Genomic DNA, 21,329 nt, shown 5'->3' on the forward strand with positions numbered 1-21,329 from the left:
TTTGCTCCTGTTCAGTGGGCTTAGTATGCACGCAGAGCGCAGTTTACTCTACAGCAACCTCAGGCCGCACCCCCAGCAAATGGCAAATGGCGTAGGTCAGTTCGCTGCGGTTTAAGGTGTAGAAATGGAAGCAGTTCACACCTTCACGGCTTAATACCTTCACCATGTCCATCGCAATGTTAGCAGCCACCAGATTGCGGGTGGTTTCGTCTTTGTCCAGCCCTTCATAAGCTTTATGCATCCAGGATGGAATAGCCACATTGGTCATGGCGGCAAACTTCTGCAATTGCTTGAAGTTGGTGACTGGCAGAATACCCGGCACAATTTCCACATCAATGCCGACGGCGGCACAGCGATCACGGTAACGCAGGTATTTTTCCGGTTCAAAGAAAAACTGAGTAATAGCGCGCGACGCCCCGGCGTCCACTTTGCGTTTTAAATTTAACAAATCAAATTGGGCATTGGGGGATTCCGGATGCACTTCCGGATAAGCCGCAACCGAGATGTCAAAGTCCGCCACTGAGCGCAGAATTTCCACCAGATCAGCCGCGTACAAGGCTGGCTTTTCCGTGGTGCCAGGCGGCAAATCGCCTCGCAGTGCAACCAGATGCCGAATACCATTGTTCCAGTAGTCACGCGCAATGGCTTCAAGCTCAGCGCGGCTGGCGTCGACACAGGTTAAGTGCGGCGCCGCAATCAGCCCGGTACGCTGTTTAATGGACTTAATAATTTCATGGGTGCGGTCACGTTCGCCGGAATTCGCCCCATAAGTCACGGAAACAAAAGAGGGAGCCAGCGGCGCCAGCCGCTCAATCGACTTCCACAGCGTTTGTTCCAGCTGTTCGGTCTTCGGCGGAAAAAACTCAAAACTGACATTCACCTTACCCTGCACATCCTGCAGGTTACGGTTGATGGACTCTAAATACTGTGCGCTGACAAAAGACATAAAATTCTCACTTTACCCAGGCTGCAGCCTGCGCCTGACTGTGTTGAGCGGCTTTGGCCGCGGCTATTTTTTGTTTGGCCAACAAGGCTAAATCGGCATGCACACCGCCGGCCGTCACCTGACGCCCCGCGCCCGGGCCTTTGAGCACCAAGGGATTCTGCTGGTACCAGTGGCTTTCAATTACAAACACATTATCACAAGGAATAATAGCGGCCAGAGGATGATCAGGCGCCACAGACACCAGCCGTACCTGCGCCTTTGCCTTGCCCTGCTCTATTTTCAGCTCCGCGACATAACGCAGCACTTTGCCTTGTTGTTGTGCTTCGGTCAGTACAGGCGCAAAGGCATGGTCCAGCACTTCAGCCTGCTGCCAGAACTGTTCCACAGAACCTTCAGCCAGCACAGCAGGTAATAAAGGTTCCAGTGCAATCTGTTCCAGCTCCAGCGGTAAATCCAGCTCCCGTGCCAGTACCAGTAATTTGCGCTGGACGTCTTTGCCGGACAAATCATCCCGCGGGTCCGGCTCGGTAAACCCCAGTTGCTGTGCTTGTTTCAGCAAGGCTGAGAACGGCACTGAACCATCAAATTTGGCCAACAACCAGGACAAAGTGCCGGAAAAAATACCACTGACGGCATGCACTGTGTCCCCACTGCTGCGCAGTTCCTGCAACAAACGCTGCACCGGCAACCCCGCACCCACAGTGGTGTTACTCAGCCACTGCACCTGCTGCTGCGCCGCCAGTTGCTTAATGTACTGGAACTGCGCAAGCGGCAGAGTCACACCTTGTTTGTTGGCACTGATCAGGTCAAAACCCGCCTGAATAAATTGCGGATAACGCTCGGCAAAAGCGCGGCTCGGCGTCAGGTCTATCAGAACTTTTGGTTCGGCCAGTTCCTGCAGGGCCAACTGCAGGCTGTGCTCCGTATAAAGCGGAGCCTGCTGCAGCTGAGCGGCCCAGTCATCCAGACTCAGACTCTCTGCAAACAAGGCCTGCCGCGAATTCAGTAAACCCGCCAGGTTCAGTTCAATCTGTCCCGCAAGCGCCTGCTGCTGACGCTGCAGCAGCTGCAAAAACTCGGAGCCGACATTGCCGGTACCGGCCACCACCAGGTTCAGTTGCACCACTGACGGCAACAGGGCCTGATGCAGCTCGGTCAGTTCCAGCGACGTCAGCGGTTGCTCAAATAACCAGACCGCCAGTTGTTCATCATTAAATACCGCGGCAGGCGCCTGACGTTGCAACCACTGCTGCGCCTGGGTACTGACCTGCTTTTGCCGGCGGGCGGCTGGTTTTACCCAGGCGACCAGATGATAGAGCTGTGGACTGACCCGGGCGAATACATTCTGGCTGGCCAGAATGCTTAACAAGGGGTCGACCACAGCTGCAGGCACCAGCCATTGCTGAGCCTTGCCTGGTGCGGCAATCACAGGTTGTTGCAACTGTGCGGCTAAATCTGCGGCATTCAGCGCACAATGGGCGGGCAAGCTGACCACAGCCGCCTGCTGAATGTCGGTTAAAAACTGCACTTCAATGGCGCTTTGCTGGCTGACCTTACAACCCGGATGCTCTGGGTTAAAGCTGCTGCGCACCACTAAATCTGCTGGCGCATCCAGCAGCGGGCTTAAGGTTTTCGCATGCAACACCGGGTTGCCTAAAGCCGCCAGCGTTAACGCCTGCTGCCAGGGCACTTGTTTATAGGCGCGGGCTGACGGCACTTTACGCGGGTCTGCGCTGTAAATCGCATCGACATCTGTCCAGATATGGATAGCACTGGCGTGCAGCAGACGCCCCAGAATAGTGGCGGAATAATCGCTGCCATTGCGCCCCAACGTAACGCTTTGCCCCTCGATAGTACGGGCAATGTAACCCGTCACCACATTCAGGCCGGTTTGCTTCAAGGGTTCCAGCAACTGCGCAGACAAATGCCAGTCCACTGCCGAACCATCCAGCCGCAGAAAATCACGGGCATCCAGCGCCTGACTGCGAAGCCCACGTTCGTTCAGTAATGCAGCCAACAGCTGGCTGGAAAAGCGCTCACCAATGGCAAGCACATCATTCAGTTGCTGCGCCGCCAGAAAACCGGGGATTTCAGCAACCCAGCTGCTCACCAGGGCCATTATCTCTTCAGGTTCAGCCAGAGTACGGCGAGCCAGCAACTGCAGTTTGTGCTGCAACCCGGTTTGCAACTGCAAAAACACTTCCGGCTGCTCGCGGCTGTCAATCAGCGCCAGCAATTCGTCCGTGGTATCACCGGGGGCCGACACCACCACCCAGGCCTCAAGTTCCTTCTGTAAAATATCGGCCACAGCAGCAAAACGTTCTGCGCTTGCCAGACTGCTGCCACCAAATTTATGGACTACCAAACTCATAAACTCACCATAATGCCGTCAAAGCCGGGTTTAATCGAAACTGGGCGTCAGGGCCCTGCGCCTGCACAGACTGTTGAGCTACATTCGAGGGCGTCTGCGCAGTTAACTGCTGCTGCACTGCGGCAAAACCTTGTGCCAAATCGGCAATCAGCTCAGCGGCATCTTCAATGCCGACCGACAAGCGGATTAAGGTCGGCCCTATACCCGCCGCTTTTTGGGTGGCCGCATCCAAAGACGCATGGGTCATGCTGCCCGGGTGGCAAATCAGGCTCTCAATTCCCCCCAGTGACTGCGCCAGCGTAAAGTACTTCAGCGCACTGAAAAATACCGGCAATAAGGCCTCGTCTGCCGCCAAGTCAAAACTCAGCATGGAGCCAAAACCAAATTGCTGGGCTTTGGCAATGGCATGGCCCGGGTGCTCTGGCAAACCTGGGTAATACACTTTGCTGACCAGCGGCTGCTGCTGCAGAAACTCTGCAACTAAGGCTGCGTTGTGCTGATGCTGTTTAATGCGCGGTAATAGAGTACGCAGGCCACGTAAGGTTTGGTAAGAATCAAATGCACCTGCGGTCACGCCCAGGCAATTAGCCCACCACTTCAACTCATCGCCGATGCTTTGCTCTTTAGCAATCAGTGCGCCGCCCACTATGTCACTGTGGCCATTGATAAATTTGGTGGTGCTGTGCACCACAATATCGGCGCCCAAATCCAGCGGCTTTTGCAATACAGGCGACAAAAAGGTGTTGTCTACCACCACTTTGGCTTTGAATTCGTTGGCAAGCGCTACGACAGCTTTAATATCCGTGATTTGCAGTAACGGATTGCTTGGCGTTTCCAGCCAAATCATGGCTGGCCTCACAGCGCGGATCTCCTGCTGCCAGCTATCCAGCTGAAAGTTCACCACTTTCAGTTTGAATGCGCGCTTGCGGCTGGCCAGATTAAAAAACAAGCGGTAACTGCCACCGTAACAATCGTGGGGGATCACCAGCGTATCGTCCGGGCCTATCAGTTGCAGCGCCAGTAAACAGGCCGACATGCCTGTATTGGTGACCAGGCCTTTGGCACCGCCTTCCAGCTCCGCCAGGGTTTCCCCCAGTAAATCCCGGGTTGGGTTGTTGGAGCGGGAATAATCGTACTGACCAGGCTGCTTAAAGGCCTTTAACTCATAAGTGGAAGTCAGGTACAAAGGTGGGGTCACAGCGCCAAAAGCCGGGTCCTGCGCTATACCGGCTCGTGCTGCAATAGTGGCTGAATGACGCTGGCTCATAACAAGACCTTTAGATGTTTAGACGTCTAAAAGTATACATCCCAAAAATAAGATGTCAAAACATTTAGACGTCTGTATGATGAATTACTGTACAAGGTTTGTAGTGTGCAGCAATAAGAAGTAAAATTTGCGGCCTTGCGCCAGGCAACAGCCCGGCGACTCCTCAATTGATAATTTCAAGGTAACCCTATGGCAAAGTGGAATGGTGAATACATTCACCCTTATGCGGAGCACGGTAAAAAATCTGAGCAGGTGAAAAAGATTACCGTATCAATACCGCTGAATGTACTGAAGGTGCTCACTGACGAGCGCACCCGTCGTCAGGTGAATAACCTGCGGCATGCCACCAACAGTGAATTGCTCTGTGAAGCGTTTTTACACGCCTTTACCGGACAGCCACTGCCGGCAGATGAAGATTTACGCAAAGACAACCCCCATCAGATCCCACAGGAAGTCCGTGATATCCTGGTCAGTATGGGCAAACCTATTCCTGAAATTCAGGAAGCCGAAACAGACGAAGAATAATCCAACAAGATTCAGTCTGAACCACGTACTACAGATTACACAGCAAAAACCCGCCTTACAGCGGGTTTTTGGTTTCTGACAGAGGGTTAAACCTGCAGATAGTTATCCGGTAATGGCAAACGCGCCACTCCAGAAGCGACTGCAGCTTCGGCCACTGCTCTGGCCACCCGCTGCAATAAACGCGGGTCCATTGGCTTCGGAATAATATAACCGGGGCCAAATTCCAGATGACTGACCTGCGCTGCCTCCAGCACCGCCTGAGGCACTGGCTCTTTGGCAATAGCACGGATGGCATGCACAGCAGCTATTTTCATTTCATCGTTAATCACCCTGGCCCGCACATCCAAAGCCCCGCGGAAAATAAAGGGGAAACACAAGACGTTATTCACCTGGTTCGGGTAGTCCGAGCGGCCTGTCGCCATAATCAGGTCTGAACGCTGGGCCTGGGCCAGCTCAGGTTTAATTTCCGGGTCCGGGTTGGAACAGGCAAAAATCACCGGCTTATCCGCCATCAGCTTCACCGCTTCAGGCGGTAAAGCGTCTGGTCCAGACACCCCAACAAAGACATCAGCCCCCTCCATCGCCTCTTCCAGAGTGCGTTTGTCGGTGTTGTTGGCAAACAACTTTTTGTACTGATTCAGATCATCGCGGCGGCTGTGGATCACCCCTTTGGTGTCAAGCATGTAAATATGCTCACGCCGTGCCCCACATTTAACCAACAGCTCCATGCAGGCAATAGCCGCAGCACCAGCCCCCATACAGACAATCACCACTTTGCGGATGTCTTTGCCCTGAATTTCCAGTGCATTGAGTAAACCTGCGGCAGTCACAATAGCGGTGCCGTGCTGGTCATCATGAAACACCGGAATGTTGCAGCGTTTAATCAGCTCTTTTTCAATTTCAAAGCATTCTGGTGACTTAATATCTTCCAGATTAATGCCACCAAAGGTGTCGGCAATATTGGCCACTGTGGTAATAAAGTCTTCTGTGGTTTTATGGCTGACTTCAATGTCGATGGAGTCCAACCCGGCAAAACGTTTAAACAACAAGGCTTTGCCTTCCATCACCGGTTTAGACGCCATAGGCCCCAGATTGCCCAGCCCCAGAATGGCGGTGCCGTTGGAAATAACCGCCACCAGATTGCCTTTGGCGGTGTACTTGTACACATTGTCGATGTTGTCGGCAATTTCCCGCACCGGCTCAGCCACACCAGGGCTGTACGCCAGCGCCAGGTCTTTCACGGTTTCAGCCGGTTTGCTGATCTCAATAGATATTTTGCCCGGTCTGGGCTCGGCGTGATACTTCAGCGCCTGTTCGCGTAGGTCTGACATGGTAAGAGGTTCCTGCTTTTTTATAGGGTTGCCCTGTGGGCTATAGATTTTTTTATTGGTAGTTACGGCTTGTGGTGCCGGCCGAAAAGGTGCCTCATTCTAAAGAGCGCCATGCAACTTTAGTATCGGAAATTTTCAGATCGTACCAGTGATCCACCCGACGCGGACAAAACAGAACGATCACAGAGCCACTATTGGTTATAACAAGTTTTGCAACTAACGCCAAGCAGCAGGTCGGAGCAGTCAGAAAGAAGTCGAACTGCACAGCCAGAAAATAATGGAAATTCCGAAAGCCAGCGGGGCCCCAAAAAAAAGAAACCGGGCATAAGCCCGGTTTCTTCTCAGATAAATTTACAGAGACGGTGTATTTTCACCCTCTTTCTCAATCACTTCCGGCAGCAAGTCTTCACGGCTGGCTCCCAGTATCACCGCAATAGAGCTTGCGACAAAAATGGATGAGTAAGTACCAATGGCAATACCAAACAGCAAGGCCGCAGAGAAACCGGTCAACAGCGGACCACCGAGGAAAAACAACGCGACCAGCGACAAGGCTGTGGTACCTGAGGTAATGACGGTGCGGCCTAAGGTGGAAGTGATAGCTTCATTGACTGTTTCTTCCACTGTGGAATCCCGTAACTTACGGAACATTTCGCGAATGCGGTCAAATACCACTATGGTGTCGTTAATGGAGTACCCCACCAACGCCAACAAAGCAGCCAGCACCGTCAGGTCGAATTCCATACCTGTGATGGAGAACATCCCCAAAGTGATGATCACATCATGCACCAAGGCCATGACCGCACCGACTGAGTAGCGCCATTCAAAACGAAAAGCCACATACATCATAATGCCGATAAAAGCGGCGAGCAGCGCCAGCATACCGTCTTCTTTCAGTTCGTCACCGACCGCAGACCCTACCACATCCACCCGACGTTGAGTGACAGTGCCCTGCTCGACGGTTTGCACCGCCTGCAGAATTTGCGCGCCAACCTGAGCCTGATCCTCACGAGGCGTAATACGGATCATCACATCCGTACTGGTGCCAAAGTACTGCACCACTGCATCAGGGAAGCCATTCTGAGATAAAGCACTGCGGATTTTATTCAGATCCGCCTGCTGCTCAAACCCCAGTTCCACTACTATACCGCCGGTAAAATCCAGGCCGAAGTTAATGCCTTTGGTAAAGACACTGAACAGCGAGCCCAGGATCAGCAGAATGGACAGCGTCATGGCTGGCCACTTCAGCTTCATAAAATTTAACGGCTCTTTAAAATTTAAAATTTGCATGAGCAGTCCTTAAATAGGTAAGCGGTCAACCTTGCGACCACCCCAAATCAGATTCACAAACAACCGCGATACAGTCACAGCGGTGAAAATAGAGGTGACAATCCCCAAAGCCAGAGTCACCGCAAAGCCTTTGACCGGACCTGAACCCAGACCAAACAGGATCAGCGCCACCAGGAAGGTGGTCAGGTTGGAGTCAGTAATAGTGGCAAAAGCTCTGTTGTAACCTTCATGAATGGCCTGCTGCACTGAACGGCCTGAGGCCAGTTCTTCGCGGATCCGCTCGTTAATCAGTACGTTGGCGTCAATCGCCATCCCTATGGTCAGCAGAATACCAGCCATGCCAGGCAGCGTCAGAGTGGCACCAGGCACCATCGACAGCACCCCAATCAGCACCACCACGTTACAGGCCAGTGCCAGGTTTGCGACCAGACCCACAGCTTTGTAGTAAATCCCCATAAAGATCACGGTGACAATCATGCCCCACAGAATGGCATTGGTGCCCAGTTCAATATTTTCCTGACCCAGGCTCGGGCCTACAGTACGCTCTTCCACAATCTGGATAGGCGCAATCAGGGCACCAGCACGCAGCAGCAGCGCCAGGTTCTGAGCTTCCGCCGGGCTGTCTACACCAGTGATCCGGAAAGAACGGCCTAAACGGGCCTGAATAGTGGCCACGTTAATGACTTCTTCTTTTTTCTCCAGAATGGTGCGGCCGTTTTCGTCCTTTTTATCGGTTGGCTTGTATTCAATGAATACGGTCGCCATGGACTTCCCAATAGCTTCTTTGGTGGCTTGAGAGAAGGTGTTCCCCCCTTTGGCATCCAGGTCGATATTCACCTGAGGACGGCTGTATTCGTCGAAGCTGCTGTTGGCACCGATAATATGGTTACCCGTCAGCATCACACGTTTTTGCAGCAGTACAGGGCGGCCCTGACGATCATGGTACAGCTCCGCATTGGGCGGAATACGGCCTTCCAGAGCACTGGCCAGATCAGCGTTTTCATCGACCATCCGGAATTCCAGCGTGGCTGTGGCCCCCAGAATTTCTTTGGCACGGGCTGTATCCTGAATACCAGGCAACTGCACCACAATACGCTCCGCCCCCTGACGCTGCACCAGTGGTTCAGCCACGCCAATCGCATTGACCCTGTTACGGATAATAGTGATGTTTTGTGCGACCGCATCTTCACGCAGGGCTTTCAGTTTCAATTCGCTGAAGGCCGCAATGAGGGTCAGTTCGTCCGCTTGGGTAAACAGCATATCGCGGTCTTTGGCGGATAAGGTTTTTTCGGCTGCCGCTAAATCCTCTGCATTGCGGAAACTCAGCAGCACCCGTTGATTGGCCAGGTCGGCGGTAATAGCGCGGTAACGCACTTTGGCTTCACGCAGATCAGTGCGGTATACGGCCACCAGATCGTTGACGTTTTTTTCCATCGCGGTTTTCATATCCACTTCCATCAGGAAGTGCACACCACCCCGTAAGTCCAGGCCCAGTTTCATTGGCTGAGCACCAATAGCATCCAACCAGGCTGGTGTAGCCGGCGCCAGGTTCAGCGCGGTCACGAAGTTATCCCCCAACGCAGCGGTCGCTACTTCACGGGCCTTTAACTGGTCTTCTGTGCTGAGGAAACGCACCAGTAACTGACCTTTCTCCAGCTGTGCCGACTTGGCCGTCAGGCCATGTTCGGCCAAGGCTTTGGTCAACTGCTCAACATTTTCCTGGCTGACTTCGCCGCCCCGGGTCGCGTTAATTTGTAAGGACGGATCATTGGGGTAGATGTTTGGCAGTGCGTACAACAGACTCACCACCAACACACCTATGACCAGCAGATACCGCCAGATTGAATTCTGGTTTAACACGGGTTTGTCCTTATTACAGTGACTTCATGGTGCCTTTCGGCAACACGGCGGCAATAGAGGCTTTTTGTACTGTCACTTCCGTGGTGTCATTCAGCGCCACCACCACAAAGTCTTTATCATCGGCAATTTTGGCAATACGGCCCACCAGACCCCCCTGGGTCAGCACTTCATCACCTTTGCCCAACGCAGACATCAGGTTTTTGTGTTCTTTCACCCGTTTGGCTTGTGGACGGTAGATCAGGAAATAAAAGATCAGACCAAAAGCCACCAGCATAATCAGCAGGTCCCAGCCGCCACCTTGTGGTGCTGTGGCTGGTGTATTGGCATAGGCATTGGAAATAAACAAACTCATTACATGTCCCCTAAAGTTAAATTTAAAAATTTATTCTGTGACTGCAGTGTTCAGCGCAGGAACCTGCATACCGCGTTTCTGATAAAACTCTTCGACGAAAGCCTCAAGTTTGCCATCAGCAATGGCCGCACGTAAGCCTTGCATCAGTTTTTGATAATGGTGCAGGTTATGAATGGTATTCAGCCTGGCACCTTGTATCTCATTGCATCTGTCTAAGTGATGTAAATATGCACGGGAATAATTTTTACAAGTGTAGCAATCGCATTCTTTATCCAAAGGCGAGGTATCGTCTTTGTGTTTGGCATTGCGGATCTTAATTACCCCCGTACTGACAAACAGATGGCCGTTACGGGCATTACGGGTTGGCATCACGCAGTCGAACATATCCACACCACGGCGCACCGCTTCGACTATGTCTTCAGGTTTGCCAACCCCCATCAGGTAACGGGGTTTGTTCGCCGGCATTTTATCCGTGGTATGGTCGAGGATTTTAATCATCTCCTCTTTCGGTTCCCCCACCGACAAGCCACCAATGGCATAACCGTCAAAGCCAATCTGTTCCAGACCGTCCAGCGAAATGTCACGCAGGTGCGGGTACATACCGCCCTGAATAATGCCAAATAAAGCAGATTTGCTGTCACCGTGTTCATCTTTGCTGCGTTTGGCCCAGCGCAATGACAGCTCCATCGACTTCTTCGCCTGCACTTCTGTCGCCGGGTAGGGTGTGCATTCGTCAAAAATCATCACAATGTCAGAGCCCAGGTCACGTTGCACCTGAATGGACTTTTCTGGTGTCAGCAGAATTTTTTCGCCGTTCAGCGGTGAGCGGAAATGCACCCCTTCTTCTTTGATCTTGCGCAGTTCACCCAGGCTGAACACCTGAAAGCCACCGGAGTCGGTCAGAATTGGCTTGTGCCAGTGCATAAAGTCGTGCAAGTCACCGTGTTTCTTAATGATCTCGGTGCCAGGACGCAGCATCAGGTGGAAGGTGTTGCCCAGGCAAATCTGAGCGCCTGTGGCGTCCAGCTCTTCAGGAGTCATGCCTTTGACGGTGCCGTAGGTACCGACTGGCATAAAGGCAGGCGTTTCGACCACACCGCGGTCAAAGGTCAGACGGCCACGACGGGCTTTGCCGTCTGTGGTCAATAATTCAAATTTCACGTTGTTACCTCATAAGGCCAGAAAAACAGTCCGGCTCGTCGCGCCCGATTGTAGCAGAAGGCAGGACGGATCCCTACCCTGCTTGCAAAGGGCTAAATAATCAGCATGGCGTCGCCATAGGAATAAAAGCGGTACTGCTGTTCAATCGCCACCTGATAGGCCTGCATCACATAGTCTTTCTGACTGAAAGCGCTGACCAGCATAATCAGGGTGGACTCCGGTAAATGGAAATTGGTCACCAGGCCATCAATCAGCTGAAACTCGTAACCAGGGTAAATAAAGATCTGGGTGTCGCCACTGTAAGGCTGCAGTGGCAAGCCCTGCGCTTTGGCGATTTGCGCCGCCGATTCCAGCGAACGTACAGAGGTGGTCCCCACAGCAATCACCTTATTGCCACGTGCTTTGCAGGCGGCAATGGCATCGACCACCTGTTGCCCCACCTCAATGTATTCAGCATGCATTTTATGCTCAAGCACATTGTCGACCCGTACTGGCTGAAAAGTGCCTGCCCCAACATGCAAAGTAACAAAGGCCGTTTCTACGCCTTTGGCTTTCAGCGCCGCCAGCAAGGGCTCATCGAAGTGCAAACCAGCGGTTGGCGCCGCCACAGCTCCGGGCTTTTCGTTATAGACAGTCTGGTAACGCTCTTTGTCTTCTTCGCTGTCCGGCCTGTCGATGTAAGGAGGTAACGGCATATGGCCTATGCGTTCCAGCATACTGAGCAACGGCTCGTCCCCCTGCAGCTCCAGCTCAAACAAGGTGTCATGCCGCTCACGCATGGTCAGTCGGGTGTTTTCATCCAGCAGAATGTCAGTGCCAGGTTTGGGCGCTTTACTGGCGCGGCAATGTGCCAGAAAACGCCGCTCATCCAGCATACGCTCCAGCAAAATCTCGACTTTACCGCCTGAGGCTTTCTGACCAAATAAACGGGCCGGGATCACGCGGGTATTATTAAATACCAGCAAATCCCCGGGCCGGACCTGATCAAGCAGTTGGGTAAACACCAGATGCTGCAATTCACCGCTATGGCGGTCCATTTTCAGCAAACGACTGCTGGAACGTTCTGTTTTAGGGAAACGGGCAATCAGCTGCTCGGGCAGCTCAAAAGAGAATTCTTTGATATGCATAAGGTTCAGTCCGCTTTACCGACAAACTAAGGCCTGCACCGGATGCACAGGCCGGCGCAGTGTACAAAGCTCAGACTGGAACAACAAGGCTTTTGGCGGTTAACCCGTGCATTTATGCTGCAGCACTTCAGCAATCAATTGGGCCATTTGCCGGTAGCTGCGCAGTTTGCTGGAAGTAGGACGCCAGGCAATGCCAATATCGCGATGCGCCTGGCTGGCTCCCGGGTTTTGTGCCACCAGCTCAGTGCCAGCCAGCAAGCCACTGTTAATCGCCATTTGCGGCATAAAAGTCACCCCCAGTTTGTTGTTCACCATTTGGGTTAAGGTGTGCAGACTGGTGGCGAAAAAGGGGTTCACTTTGCGGTTGTCTTCCAGCTCACAGGCCTTGACCGCATGGCCTGTCATGCAGTGCTCGCGCTCCAGCAAAAAGATGCTTTCATCGGGCCACTGGCTGATATCCTGCTCAAAACCACGGTCCAGCCAGTCCTGATGCAACACCAGCTTAAAAGGGTCCTGCGCCAGCACCTGGGTATGTAAAGTACCGGTGTCGTAAGGCAACGCCAGCAACACCAAATCCAGCCGGCCTTCAATCAGAGAGCGTAAGGAGTTTTCCGTGGTGTCTTCCCGCAGCAACAATTGCAATTCCGGGAAACGCTCCTTGGCCAACGCCATCACTTCACTCAAAACAAAAGGTGCTATGGTCGGAATACAGCCCAGACGGAGTGGCCCGGCCATTGGCTTGCCCTGACATTTGGCGAACTCGGCCAGTTCTTCGCATTGTTCTACGATGTAACGTGCCTGACGCACCACATCTTCACCCAGAGGGGTAAAAATAAAGGTTTTGTGATCCCGCTCCAGCAACTGCGCATCCAGGGTTTCTTCCAGATTGGCAATAGCGGCACTTAAAGTCGACTGACCTATGTAACAGGCTTCAGCGGCTTTGCCAAAGTGTTGATGTTCGTGCAACGCCAACAGGTATTGCAGCTGCTTGATACTGGGAACTCGTTTCATCTTTAATTCCAATCAGAAACTGGCTTTTCTCCAATTTAATCGAATACAAACCAAATAGCCAGCCCTCTGTCTTTCGTCGCTGAAGCGGGGGGATAGCCAAAAGCGGGCAATAAAAAACCCGGTCGAAACCGGGTTTTTTATTGCGGAGGCGGTTAAGCGCCCACAATGGCCTGGATCAGGTAGAAGAACAGAATCGCCAGGGCTGCGCCCACAGGCAGCGTCACCACCCAGGACACAAAGATATTGCGGATCACACTCAGGTTCAGCGCGGCAATACCACGGGCAAGGCCTACGCCCAACACAGCACCGACCAGCGTCTGAGTGGTGGAAATAGGCAAACCTAAACCAGAGGCGATCACCACTGTACTGGCGGCAGCAATTTCAGCGGCAAAACCACGGCTTGGCGTCAGGTGCGTAATGTTCTCACCTATGGTCCGAATCACTCTGGCCCCTAAAGTCGCCAGACCCAGCACGATGCCAACAGCGCCCAAAGGTAAAATCCACCAGTCCAGCGCCACTTTATCCAGAATTTGTCCACCAGACTGAATAATACCGACCACAGCCGCCAAAGGACCAATGGCATTGGCCACATCGTTTGAACCGTGAGCAAAAGCCATACAGCAGGCGGTGAAAATCATCAGAATACCGAAGATCCGCTCCACGTTGGTGAAGTGCATTTCTTTATCGGCTTCCGGATCAATTTTCAGGCGACTGATGGCAATTTTACCAATCAGACCAATGACCAGCGCTATGGCGACACACAGGGCCAGACCTTCGCCCGTAGTGAGTTTCAGACCGACGTGTTTCAGACCTTTACTGACAGTGACAAAAGCCATAATAAAGGCGGCAAACACCATATAAAACGGCACGTATTTTTTCGCCGCTTCCAGCGGATGCTCGGTGTCAAAAATCAGCCGCTGTGCGCTCATAAAAATCAGGTACGCCAGAATACCGGACAACACTGGGGTCACCACCCAACTGCCCACTATGCTGCTGACTTCTTCCCAGTGCACATATTCAGTGCCCACACCCACAGAGGCGAAACCAATAATGGCGCCAACAATAGAGTGCGTCGTCGACACAGGCCAGCCAAAATGGGAGGCAACTAACAACCAGGTACCGGCTGCTAATAACGAACCAATCATACCGTAGACCAGCAGTTCAGGCACAGCGTTAAAGGCTTCAGCATCCACAATGCCACTGCGGATGGTGGAGGTGACTTCACCGCCCGCTAACCAGGCACCAGAGGCTTCAAAAATGGCTGCCACGATCAGCGCTTGTTTCAGCGTCAGCGCTTTCGACCCCACAGAGGTGCCCATGGCGTTGGCCACATCGTTGGCGCCCACACCGTAAGCCATAATAAAACCAAAAAGGGCGGCCACCAGGATCAGGATAAAACCGCACTGAGATAAAATTTCCATTGCTAAAAAGTTCCCGGAGTTAACGCGCTAACATGATTTCAAGGCGCGACCCTACTTTCAGAGCCGTATCTGCCAGATCCCCCACCCATTCCAGGGTTCGGTACAGGAACATCACGTCAATGGGGTTCAGCTCTGCTTCGGCTTTGCGCACAAATTTGCGCAGACTGATTTGCATCTGGTCCGTGTCGTGTTCAATTTCATCGATGCGCTCGACCATCTTGATCACCAAATCCACTTCACGGCCACGGAAACCGGTTTCCAGTAACTCGTCCAGCTCGTTGATGGCTTCACTCGCCAATGCCACAGCATCCAGGCAGCGCTCCAGGTAAGTTTTAAATTCGGTTTGAATAGGGGCAGGAATTTCCAGCTCGCGACCCAGCACCCGGCCGGTGATATCTTTTGCTTTGTTGGCAATTTTGTCCTGCTGGGACACCAATTCCAGAATATCCGTTCTGTCGACAGGTAAAAACAGGCCACGTGGCAAATGCACACGAATGTCCCGTTTTAATTTGTCAGCGTCTTTTTCCATAGCAACAATAGCTTTACGTACTTCAGCCGCCTGATCCCAGTCTTTGGCATAAGCTGCATCAAAAAACGGAACCAATAATTTGCTGGCTTCATGGACTTTACGAATATGCTCCTCAATAGGTTTTATTGGGGACTTCGCAAAAACCGCCAAAAAATGATTTGGCATAAAAAAGTGCCTCATGTTGTTAGGTGGACCAATGTCGGCGCGCATTGTACTGCAATCAAACCGCAATAAAAACGCTAAAAAGCATGCCTGGATCAATTTAGCCTAAGTCAATGCTTTTGCGCCTTTTATAGTGGTTTTATATGACAAATTGACGTGAAATCATAAAAAAAACGCCTTGAAATCAAGGCGCTTTTTTAACGGAAAAATGTCAGCTGCGGGCATCCTGTTCCAGTTTGTCCTCGTCGGCATGACGGACGTCTTTGCCTTTGACCAGAAACACTATGTACTCAGCAATATTTTTGCAGCGATCGCCAATACGTTCCATCGAACGGGCGGACCACAATACATTCATGATTTTAGGAATAGAACGTGGGTCTTCCATCATGTACGTCATCAGCTGACGGGTGATGGCTTCGTACTCACGGTCGACTTTTTTGTCTTCACGGTGCACGGCTAAAGCGGCTTCCACGTCCATCCGGGCAAAGGCATCTAATACGTCGTGCAGCATTTGCGCAACATGACGGCCCATATTGTCCAGATTCACCAGCAAATCCTGTTGGGCACTGTTAAAGGATTCCAGCGCCACTTTGGCAATACGCTCGGCTTCATCACCAATACGTTCCAGGTCGGAAATGGTTTTGATGATGGCCATAATCAAACGTAAATCGCTGGCGGCCGGCTGGCGTTTGGCGATAATGCGGGTGCATTCGTGATCAATCTTCAGTTCCCAGTCATTCACCTTCAGATCGTTGGTAATCACCTGACGGGCTAAATCAGCATCGCCACCGGCTATCGCATTCAGCGCATCAGCCAGTTGCTGTTCGATTAAACCGCCCATCGCCATCACGTGATTGCGGACCTGCTCTATCTCCTCATTAAACTGACTGGAGATGTGTTTAGTCAGATTCATTTTATCCATATGCTACTCCTGGATGTCAGGCCCTGATTAACCGAAACGGCCGGTGATATAGTCTTCGGTCTGTTGCTGCGACGGGTTGGTAAACATCCGGTTGGTCGCATCAAATTCAATTAAATCACCCATATACATAAAGGCAGTATAGTCCGATACCCGCGCCGCCTGCTGCATATTGTGTGTAACAATGACAATGGTGTACTTGTCTTTCAGCTCATAAATCAGCTCTTCAATTTTCAGCGTGGAGATGGGGTCGAGCGCCGAGGCCGGTTCATCCAGCAGCAGAACCTCAGGTTCTATCGCAATAGCGCGCGCAATCACCAGACGTTGTTGCTGACCACCGGACAGACCAAAAGCGTTGTCGTGCAGACGGTCTTTCACTTCATTCCACAGAGCCGCACCTTTCAGTGAGTTTTCCACCACTTCATCCAGAATACGTTTGTCCTTCACGCCTTGCAGGCGCAGGCCGTACGCCACGTTTTCATAAATGCTTTTCGGAAAGGGGTTTGGCTTCTGAAACACCATACCCACCTGACGACGTAGCTCGGCCACATCCACTTTCGGGTCGTAAATATTTTGCGAATCCATCAGGATCTGACCTTCAATACGGCAGATATCGACTAAATCGTTCATCCGGTTAAAGCAACGCAACAAGGTCGACTTACCGCAGCCTGAAGGACCGATAAAGGCCGTCACACGCTTCTCCGGGATTTGCATATTGATGCTTTTCAGCGCCAGCGAATCCCCATAATACAGTTTCAGATCATTGACCTGCAGTTTGATTTTTTCGTCGGTCAGACTGATTTCTTTTTCTACAGGGACAGTCAGATTGTCTTGAGTCATGTTGGTTACCATCTAAAAATTCGTTAATTCAGCTCGTGTTTGACGTATCAGTGGCGGTTAGTCCGAATCACTGCGGTATTTCTCACGCAGGCGGTTACGCAGATAAATCGCCGACATATTCAGGATCACAATCAGGACCACCAGTACCAGCGCTGTGGCATACAACAGCGGCCGGGATGCTTCCACGTTCGGGCTCTGGAACCCCACATCAAAGACATAGAAGCCCAGGTGCATAATTTTCTGTTCCAAATGGATAAAGGGGAAGTTACCGTCAATAGGTAAGGTCGGCGCCAGTTTCACCACCCCCACCAGCATCAGCGGTGCCACTTCGCCTGCAGCACGGGCGACCGCCAGGATCAAACCTGTCATCATGGCCGGTGTCGCCAGTGGTACCACCACTTTCCATAAAGTCTCTGATTTCGTCGCCCCCAATGCCAGACTGCCCATACGGATAGTGCTGGGAATACGCGACAACCCTTCTTCGGTGGACACAATCACCACAGGCAAGGTTAACAACGCCAGGGTTAATGAGGCCCAGAACAGACCCGGCGTGCCGAAGGTCGGAGAAGGCAGGGCTTCCGGGTAAAACAGTTGGTCAATGCTGCCGCCCATAATGTAGACAAAGAAACCCAGACCAAAGACGCCATACACGATGGAAGGCACGCCCGCCAGGTTATACACCGAAATGCGGATAATCTTCAGCAAGGGGCCTTGTTTGGCGTATTCACGCAGGTAAATAGCGGCCAGCACACCAAAGGGGGTCACGATAATGGACATCAGGATCACCATAGTGACGGTGCCGAAAATCGCCGGGAAAATACCGCCTTCGGTATTGGCTTCGCGTGGTTCATCCCACAGGAAGTTACCAACGGACACAAAATACTGGCCTAGCTTTTCCATCACCGTCATATCGTTCGGCAGATGTGCACGCACAATATTGGCCAGCGAAATGCTGACTTCCCGGCCATCGCCGGTACGGGCAATCAGCTGATCGCGGTTCGACTGCGCACGCAGTTCGTCCAACCGCTTTTGGATCACCTCATAGTCGGCATTTAAGGCTTGACGCTCTGCGTCGGCTTCGGCACGAAAGGCGGCCAGCTCAGCGTCGCTGGCTTTATTCAACACCAGCTTGCGCTCGTTCAGCCGCAGTTTTTCAATACCATTGTTGATTTGAGAAATCTCATTTTTCTCAATCGACTTCATTTCAGCAAAAATCTGGTTGGCCCGCTCAATGCGTTGTTGCAGTTCACCCCATAAAGCAGCACCTTCGGCAATCACCTGGCCATTTTCGGTCAGTCGCAGCGGAAACCCATAAAAATTACCGCGTTCACGCCGTTCCAGTGCAATGGCCCCCAGCGGAGTGGTCCAGCCGCTGATTTCGTAATCCATATACCAGGCGAAATCACGGCCGTAGACATCCCGGTTGCCCACTTTCACTAAGTAACGGGTCACGCTGTCACGGCCTTCCGGCACTGTGGCACCGGCTTCACGCACCATAGTGGCCGACACCAGTTCTGAGCGCACCATTTCACCCAAAATGGTTTTAGGTTCGCCCTGCTCAGGCGTCCATTGGGTTTGCTGTAAATCCGCAGGCCAGAAGTGACTGCCTCCGCGTACGGCTATCAGGCCCAGAATACCAATCACCATCACCAGACAAAGCGCAATAGCGCCGCCATTTAACCAGATCCAGGGGGTTCCTGATCTAAACCAAGCTCTCATGACTACGGCCCCTTACAGATTGCTAAAACGTTGGCGTAAACGTTGGCGTATCACTTCCGCCAGCGTGTTAAATACAAAGGTAAACACAAAGAGCACCAGCGCAGCCAGGAACAATACGCGGAAGTGGGTACTGCCCACTGCAGTTTCCGGCAGCTCCACCGCAATATTGGCCGACAAGGTACGCATACCTTCGAAGATACTGAAATTCACCACTGGGCTGTTGCCTGTTGCCATCAGCACTATCATGGTTTCACCCACAGCGCGGCCAAATCCCACCATTACAGCAGCAAATACACCTGGGCTTGCCGTCGGTAACACCACACCCACCATGGTTTGCCAGGGTGTAGCACCCAGCGCCAGCGAGCCCTGGGTTAAATGCCGCGGCACGTTGAAAATGGCATCTTCCGCAATAGAGAAGATATTCGGGATCACCGCAAAGCCCATCGCAATACCTACAATCAGCGCGTTACGCTGGTCATAGTTCATGCCATTGTCGGTAAACCACTGACGCAGGCTGCCGCCGAAGAAGCTATGGTCAATCACCGGGCTTAAACTGACGGCCAGATAACCAAACAGCATAATCACAGGCACCAGAATAGCGGCTTCCCAGCCCAGGCCCAGTTTATTACGCACGGACTCCGGCATATAACGCCACAGGTACGCCACCAGCAGCATCACAAAAGGCATCAGCAATAAAATGGCGAAGACCGCACTTAAATACTCTTCAACAAAAGGCGCCAGCCATAAACCAGCCAGAAAGCCCAGAATGACCGTTGGCAGGGCCGCCATAATTTCAATGGTTGGCTTGACCTTGCCGCGCAGTGCCGGCGTCATAAAGTACGCCACATAAATGGCACTCATAATGGCCAGCGGGGTGGCAAACAACATGGCAAAAAAAGCCGCTTTTAAAGTCCCCAGTGCCAGTGGCACCATGCTCATTTTGGCTTCAAATTCATCTGACCCTGCCGAGGCTTGCCAGATGTATTCGCCCTGAGCACGGCCTTCGTACCAGACTTCATTCCACAGCGCTTTGTAGGACACGTCCGGGTGAGCATTGTCCAGTTCATAGTTCACCGTCTGGCCTTGTGGCGTCAGCACCAGCAGACTGGTGTTGATAGGAGAGACAGCGATCTGGCTTGCCTCAATGCCATCGTCCAGCGCCTCTAAAAATAAGGTGCGGGCCGAGGTGCCATAGTGAATCCCCAAAGTGCCTTTGGCGTCGATGGCCAAAAAGCCTTTGCGGGAATACTCAGGTTCAATCTGGCTAATAGCAGCCGGGTGCTGTTCAAAACTGCGAATGTGCTTTAAATCAAAGTTATTGTGCTCATCCCGTACCAGGAACCACTGACTTAATTGGCCATCGGACGAGCCCACAATCAGGGAGACAGTGCCGACCAAAAACTCCAGTGCGGTAATTTTCTGGCCCGAAGCCACAGCGGCCACCTTCTGCACCAGACGGGCATGGGCTGGGTCCTGAATGCTGTAGTAGTGGATCTGCCCCTGCTCATCGGCCACAAACAGACTCTGGAAAGTGCTGTCAATCAGCAGCCGGCTGGCGGAAGCCGGAGCATCCGGTATCTGATAGTCGGTGCTGACCACTGTGGTTTCGCCCGTCAGAAAAGCCGTTTCCGCCACCAGCGAGGTCAGCAGTAAACGACCGTCTGCGGTATAAGCGGCCAGCACCCGGTTCTCGTCTTTTTCCTGAATGGCCACCGCAGTTAATGCCTGCCCCATCGGGTCCAGCTGCACAGGCTCCTGCCCCAGCGGGTAACTGACTTTCGGGCTGATCTGACGCAGGTCTTCTGGATAACTCAGCAGGTACTCATGTTTGACGACAAAAGCTTTACCGTCAGACAACCCCAGGACCAAAGTACCTGTTCTGGGATCTGCCTTACCAAAAGAGCTCACTGTCACACCAGCGGGCAATGGCAATTGAACTTTTTGTTTCACTTCACCGCTTTGCGCACTGAAAAACACCAGTTCAGCCTGGTCAGTCACAGAGAGAGCAATTTCACCATACCGCTCCAGACTGCTGAACAACGGCTTTTGCACCGGGCTTTGGTAGGTTTTGTTCTGTTCCACAGAGGCCGACGAAAACATAGGGCCCACTTCAGAAAACAGGTAAACAAAAATAGTGGCAAAAGCCAGCACCACACTGATGCCGGCAAAGCTGATGCCGTATTTGGAGATTTTATCTTTGGCAGAGCGCCAGCGCCGTAAACGGGCCCGGCTCTCCCCGGTTGGTAACAGGGACTGCACAGAAGTCACTTCTGCTTGCTCCTGGTTAGCTTGGGTTGAATGCATAGTTGCGATACCACCAGTGACTAATTTAATGGTCGCAACTATAGTTCAGTTTTGTGTCAGAAATATTACATCGGGCCATTTTTGTCACACAACTGAAACTTAACTGAAATATTTAGTTGCAGGTTCAGACTAAGCTTCTGATCCAAGTAAAGAATCCACCTTCTGAAGAAGGTGGCTTTGCAGTAGGCCCCTCGAAG

17 protein-coding genes are annotated in these 21,329 nt (G+C 52.3%); 1 reads left to right on the forward strand and 16 read right to left on the reverse strand.

The annotated features are described in order from the left end of the window. Positions 1 to 43 precede the first annotated feature (43 nt). From metF to metB, 3 genes are read right to left on the reverse strand one after another with little or no spacing between them, the layout of a single operon-like run. The gene (metF, locus tag WKJ04_RS15430) at positions 44 to 946 is read right to left on the reverse strand and encodes a methylenetetrahydrofolate reductase (RefSeq protein WP_337881225.1); all 903 of its coding nucleotides are present in this window, start codon (positions 944 to 946) and stop codon (positions 44 to 46) included. A gap of 7 nt (positions 947 to 953) precedes the next feature. Next, the gene (gene metL / locus WKJ04_RS15435; protein WP_337881226.1) at positions 954 to 3,317 is read right to left on the reverse strand and encodes a bifunctional aspartate kinase/homoserine dehydrogenase II; all 2,364 of its coding nucleotides are present in this window, start codon (positions 3,315 to 3,317) and stop codon (positions 954 to 956) included. Positions 3,318 to 3,321: 4 nt separating this feature from the next. Beyond that, positions 3,322 to 4,584 (reverse strand): cystathionine gamma-synthase, encoded by a 1,263-nt coding sequence (gene metB / locus WKJ04_RS15440; RefSeq protein WP_337881227.1) that lies wholly within the window; start codon positions 4,582 to 4,584, stop codon positions 3,322 to 3,324. Between the two features lie 189 nt (positions 4,585 to 4,773). Here metB and metJ point away from each other — a divergent pair, with 189 nt between their 5' ends. Then, on the forward strand, positions 4,774 to 5,109 hold the full coding sequence (gene metJ, locus WKJ04_RS15445) for a met regulon transcriptional regulator MetJ (RefSeq protein ID WP_337842186.1): 336 nt from the start codon (positions 4,774 to 4,776) through the stop codon (positions 5,107 to 5,109). Between the two features lie 86 nt (positions 5,110 to 5,195). Here the strand turns inward: metJ and WKJ04_RS15450 are convergent, their stop codons facing one another. From WKJ04_RS15450 to WKJ04_RS15510, 13 genes are all read right to left on the reverse strand, one after another. Further along, complete coding sequence (locus WKJ04_RS15450) at positions 5,196 to 6,440, reverse strand: malic enzyme-like NAD(P)-binding protein (RefSeq protein WP_337881228.1); 1,245 nt, start codon at positions 6,438 to 6,440, stop codon at positions 5,196 to 5,198. 351 nt (positions 6,441 to 6,791) lie between these two features. Continuing rightward, entirely contained in the window at positions 6,792 to 7,727 is a 936-nt protein-coding gene (secF, locus tag WKJ04_RS15455) for a protein translocase subunit SecF (protein WP_337881229.1), read from the reverse strand. Between the two features lie 9 nt (positions 7,728 to 7,736). Beyond that, positions 7,737 to 9,587: a protein translocase subunit SecD gene (gene secD / locus WKJ04_RS15460; protein ID WP_337881230.1), complete on the reverse strand. Its 1,851-nt coding sequence runs from the start codon at positions 9,585 to 9,587 to the stop codon at positions 7,737 to 7,739. 13 nt (positions 9,588 to 9,600) lie between these two features. After that, positions 9,601 to 9,939: a preprotein translocase subunit YajC gene (yajC, locus tag WKJ04_RS15465; RefSeq protein WP_337881231.1), complete on the reverse strand. Its 339-nt coding sequence runs from the start codon at positions 9,937 to 9,939 to the stop codon at positions 9,601 to 9,603. Positions 9,940 to 9,969: 30 nt separating this feature from the next. Continuing rightward, the gene (tgt, locus tag WKJ04_RS15470) at positions 9,970 to 11,100 is read right to left on the reverse strand and encodes a tRNA guanosine(34) transglycosylase Tgt (protein WP_337881232.1); all 1,131 of its coding nucleotides are present in this window, start codon (positions 11,098 to 11,100) and stop codon (positions 9,970 to 9,972) included. Between the two features lie 92 nt (positions 11,101 to 11,192). Further along, positions 11,193 to 12,227: a tRNA preQ1(34) S-adenosylmethionine ribosyltransferase-isomerase QueA gene (gene queA, locus WKJ04_RS15475; RefSeq protein WP_337881233.1), complete on the reverse strand. Its 1,035-nt coding sequence runs from the start codon at positions 12,225 to 12,227 to the stop codon at positions 11,193 to 11,195. A gap of 99 nt (positions 12,228 to 12,326) precedes the next feature. Further along, positions 12,327 to 13,238, reverse strand: a complete 912-nt coding sequence (locus WKJ04_RS15480) for a LysR substrate-binding domain-containing protein (RefSeq protein WP_337881234.1) — start codon at positions 13,236 to 13,238, stop codon at positions 12,327 to 12,329. 152 nt (positions 13,239 to 13,390) lie between these two features. Continuing rightward, positions 13,391 to 14,659 (reverse strand): inorganic phosphate transporter, encoded by a 1,269-nt coding sequence (locus WKJ04_RS15485; protein ID WP_337881235.1) that lies wholly within the window; start codon positions 14,657 to 14,659, stop codon positions 13,391 to 13,393. 19 nt (positions 14,660 to 14,678) lie between these two features. Beyond that, positions 14,679 to 15,353 carry a TIGR00153 family protein gene (locus WKJ04_RS15490; RefSeq protein ID WP_337881236.1) on the reverse strand — a complete coding sequence of 225 codons (675 nt, stop codon included), beginning with the start codon at positions 15,351 to 15,353 and terminating at the stop codon, positions 14,679 to 14,681. Between the two features lie 208 nt (positions 15,354 to 15,561). Continuing rightward, complete coding sequence (gene phoU / locus WKJ04_RS15495) at positions 15,562 to 16,272, reverse strand: phosphate signaling complex protein PhoU (RefSeq protein WP_337881237.1); 711 nt, start codon at positions 16,270 to 16,272, stop codon at positions 15,562 to 15,564. Positions 16,273 to 16,299: 27 nt separating this feature from the next. Beyond that, positions 16,300 to 17,121, reverse strand: coding sequence for a phosphate ABC transporter ATP-binding protein PstB (pstB, locus tag WKJ04_RS15500; RefSeq protein ID WP_337842197.1), 822 nt, complete (start codon positions 17,119 to 17,121; stop codon positions 16,300 to 16,302). A gap of 45 nt (positions 17,122 to 17,166) precedes the next feature. After that, positions 17,167 to 18,828, reverse strand: a complete 1,662-nt coding sequence (gene pstA, locus WKJ04_RS15505; RefSeq protein ID WP_337881238.1) for a phosphate ABC transporter permease PstA — start codon at positions 18,826 to 18,828, stop codon at positions 17,167 to 17,169. Between the two features lie 12 nt (positions 18,829 to 18,840). After that, a complete protein-coding gene (locus WKJ04_RS15510; protein ID WP_337881239.1) occupies positions 18,841 to 21,132 on the reverse strand; it encodes an ABC transporter permease subunit in 2,292 nt (763 codons plus the stop codon). Between the last annotated feature and the right edge of the window lie 197 nt (positions 21,133 to 21,329).

It is taken from the genome of Rheinheimera sp., from assembly GCF_037442345.1.
In the GTDB taxonomy this organism is placed as follows: domain Bacteria; phylum Pseudomonadota; class Gammaproteobacteria; order Enterobacterales; family Alteromonadaceae; genus Pararheinheimera.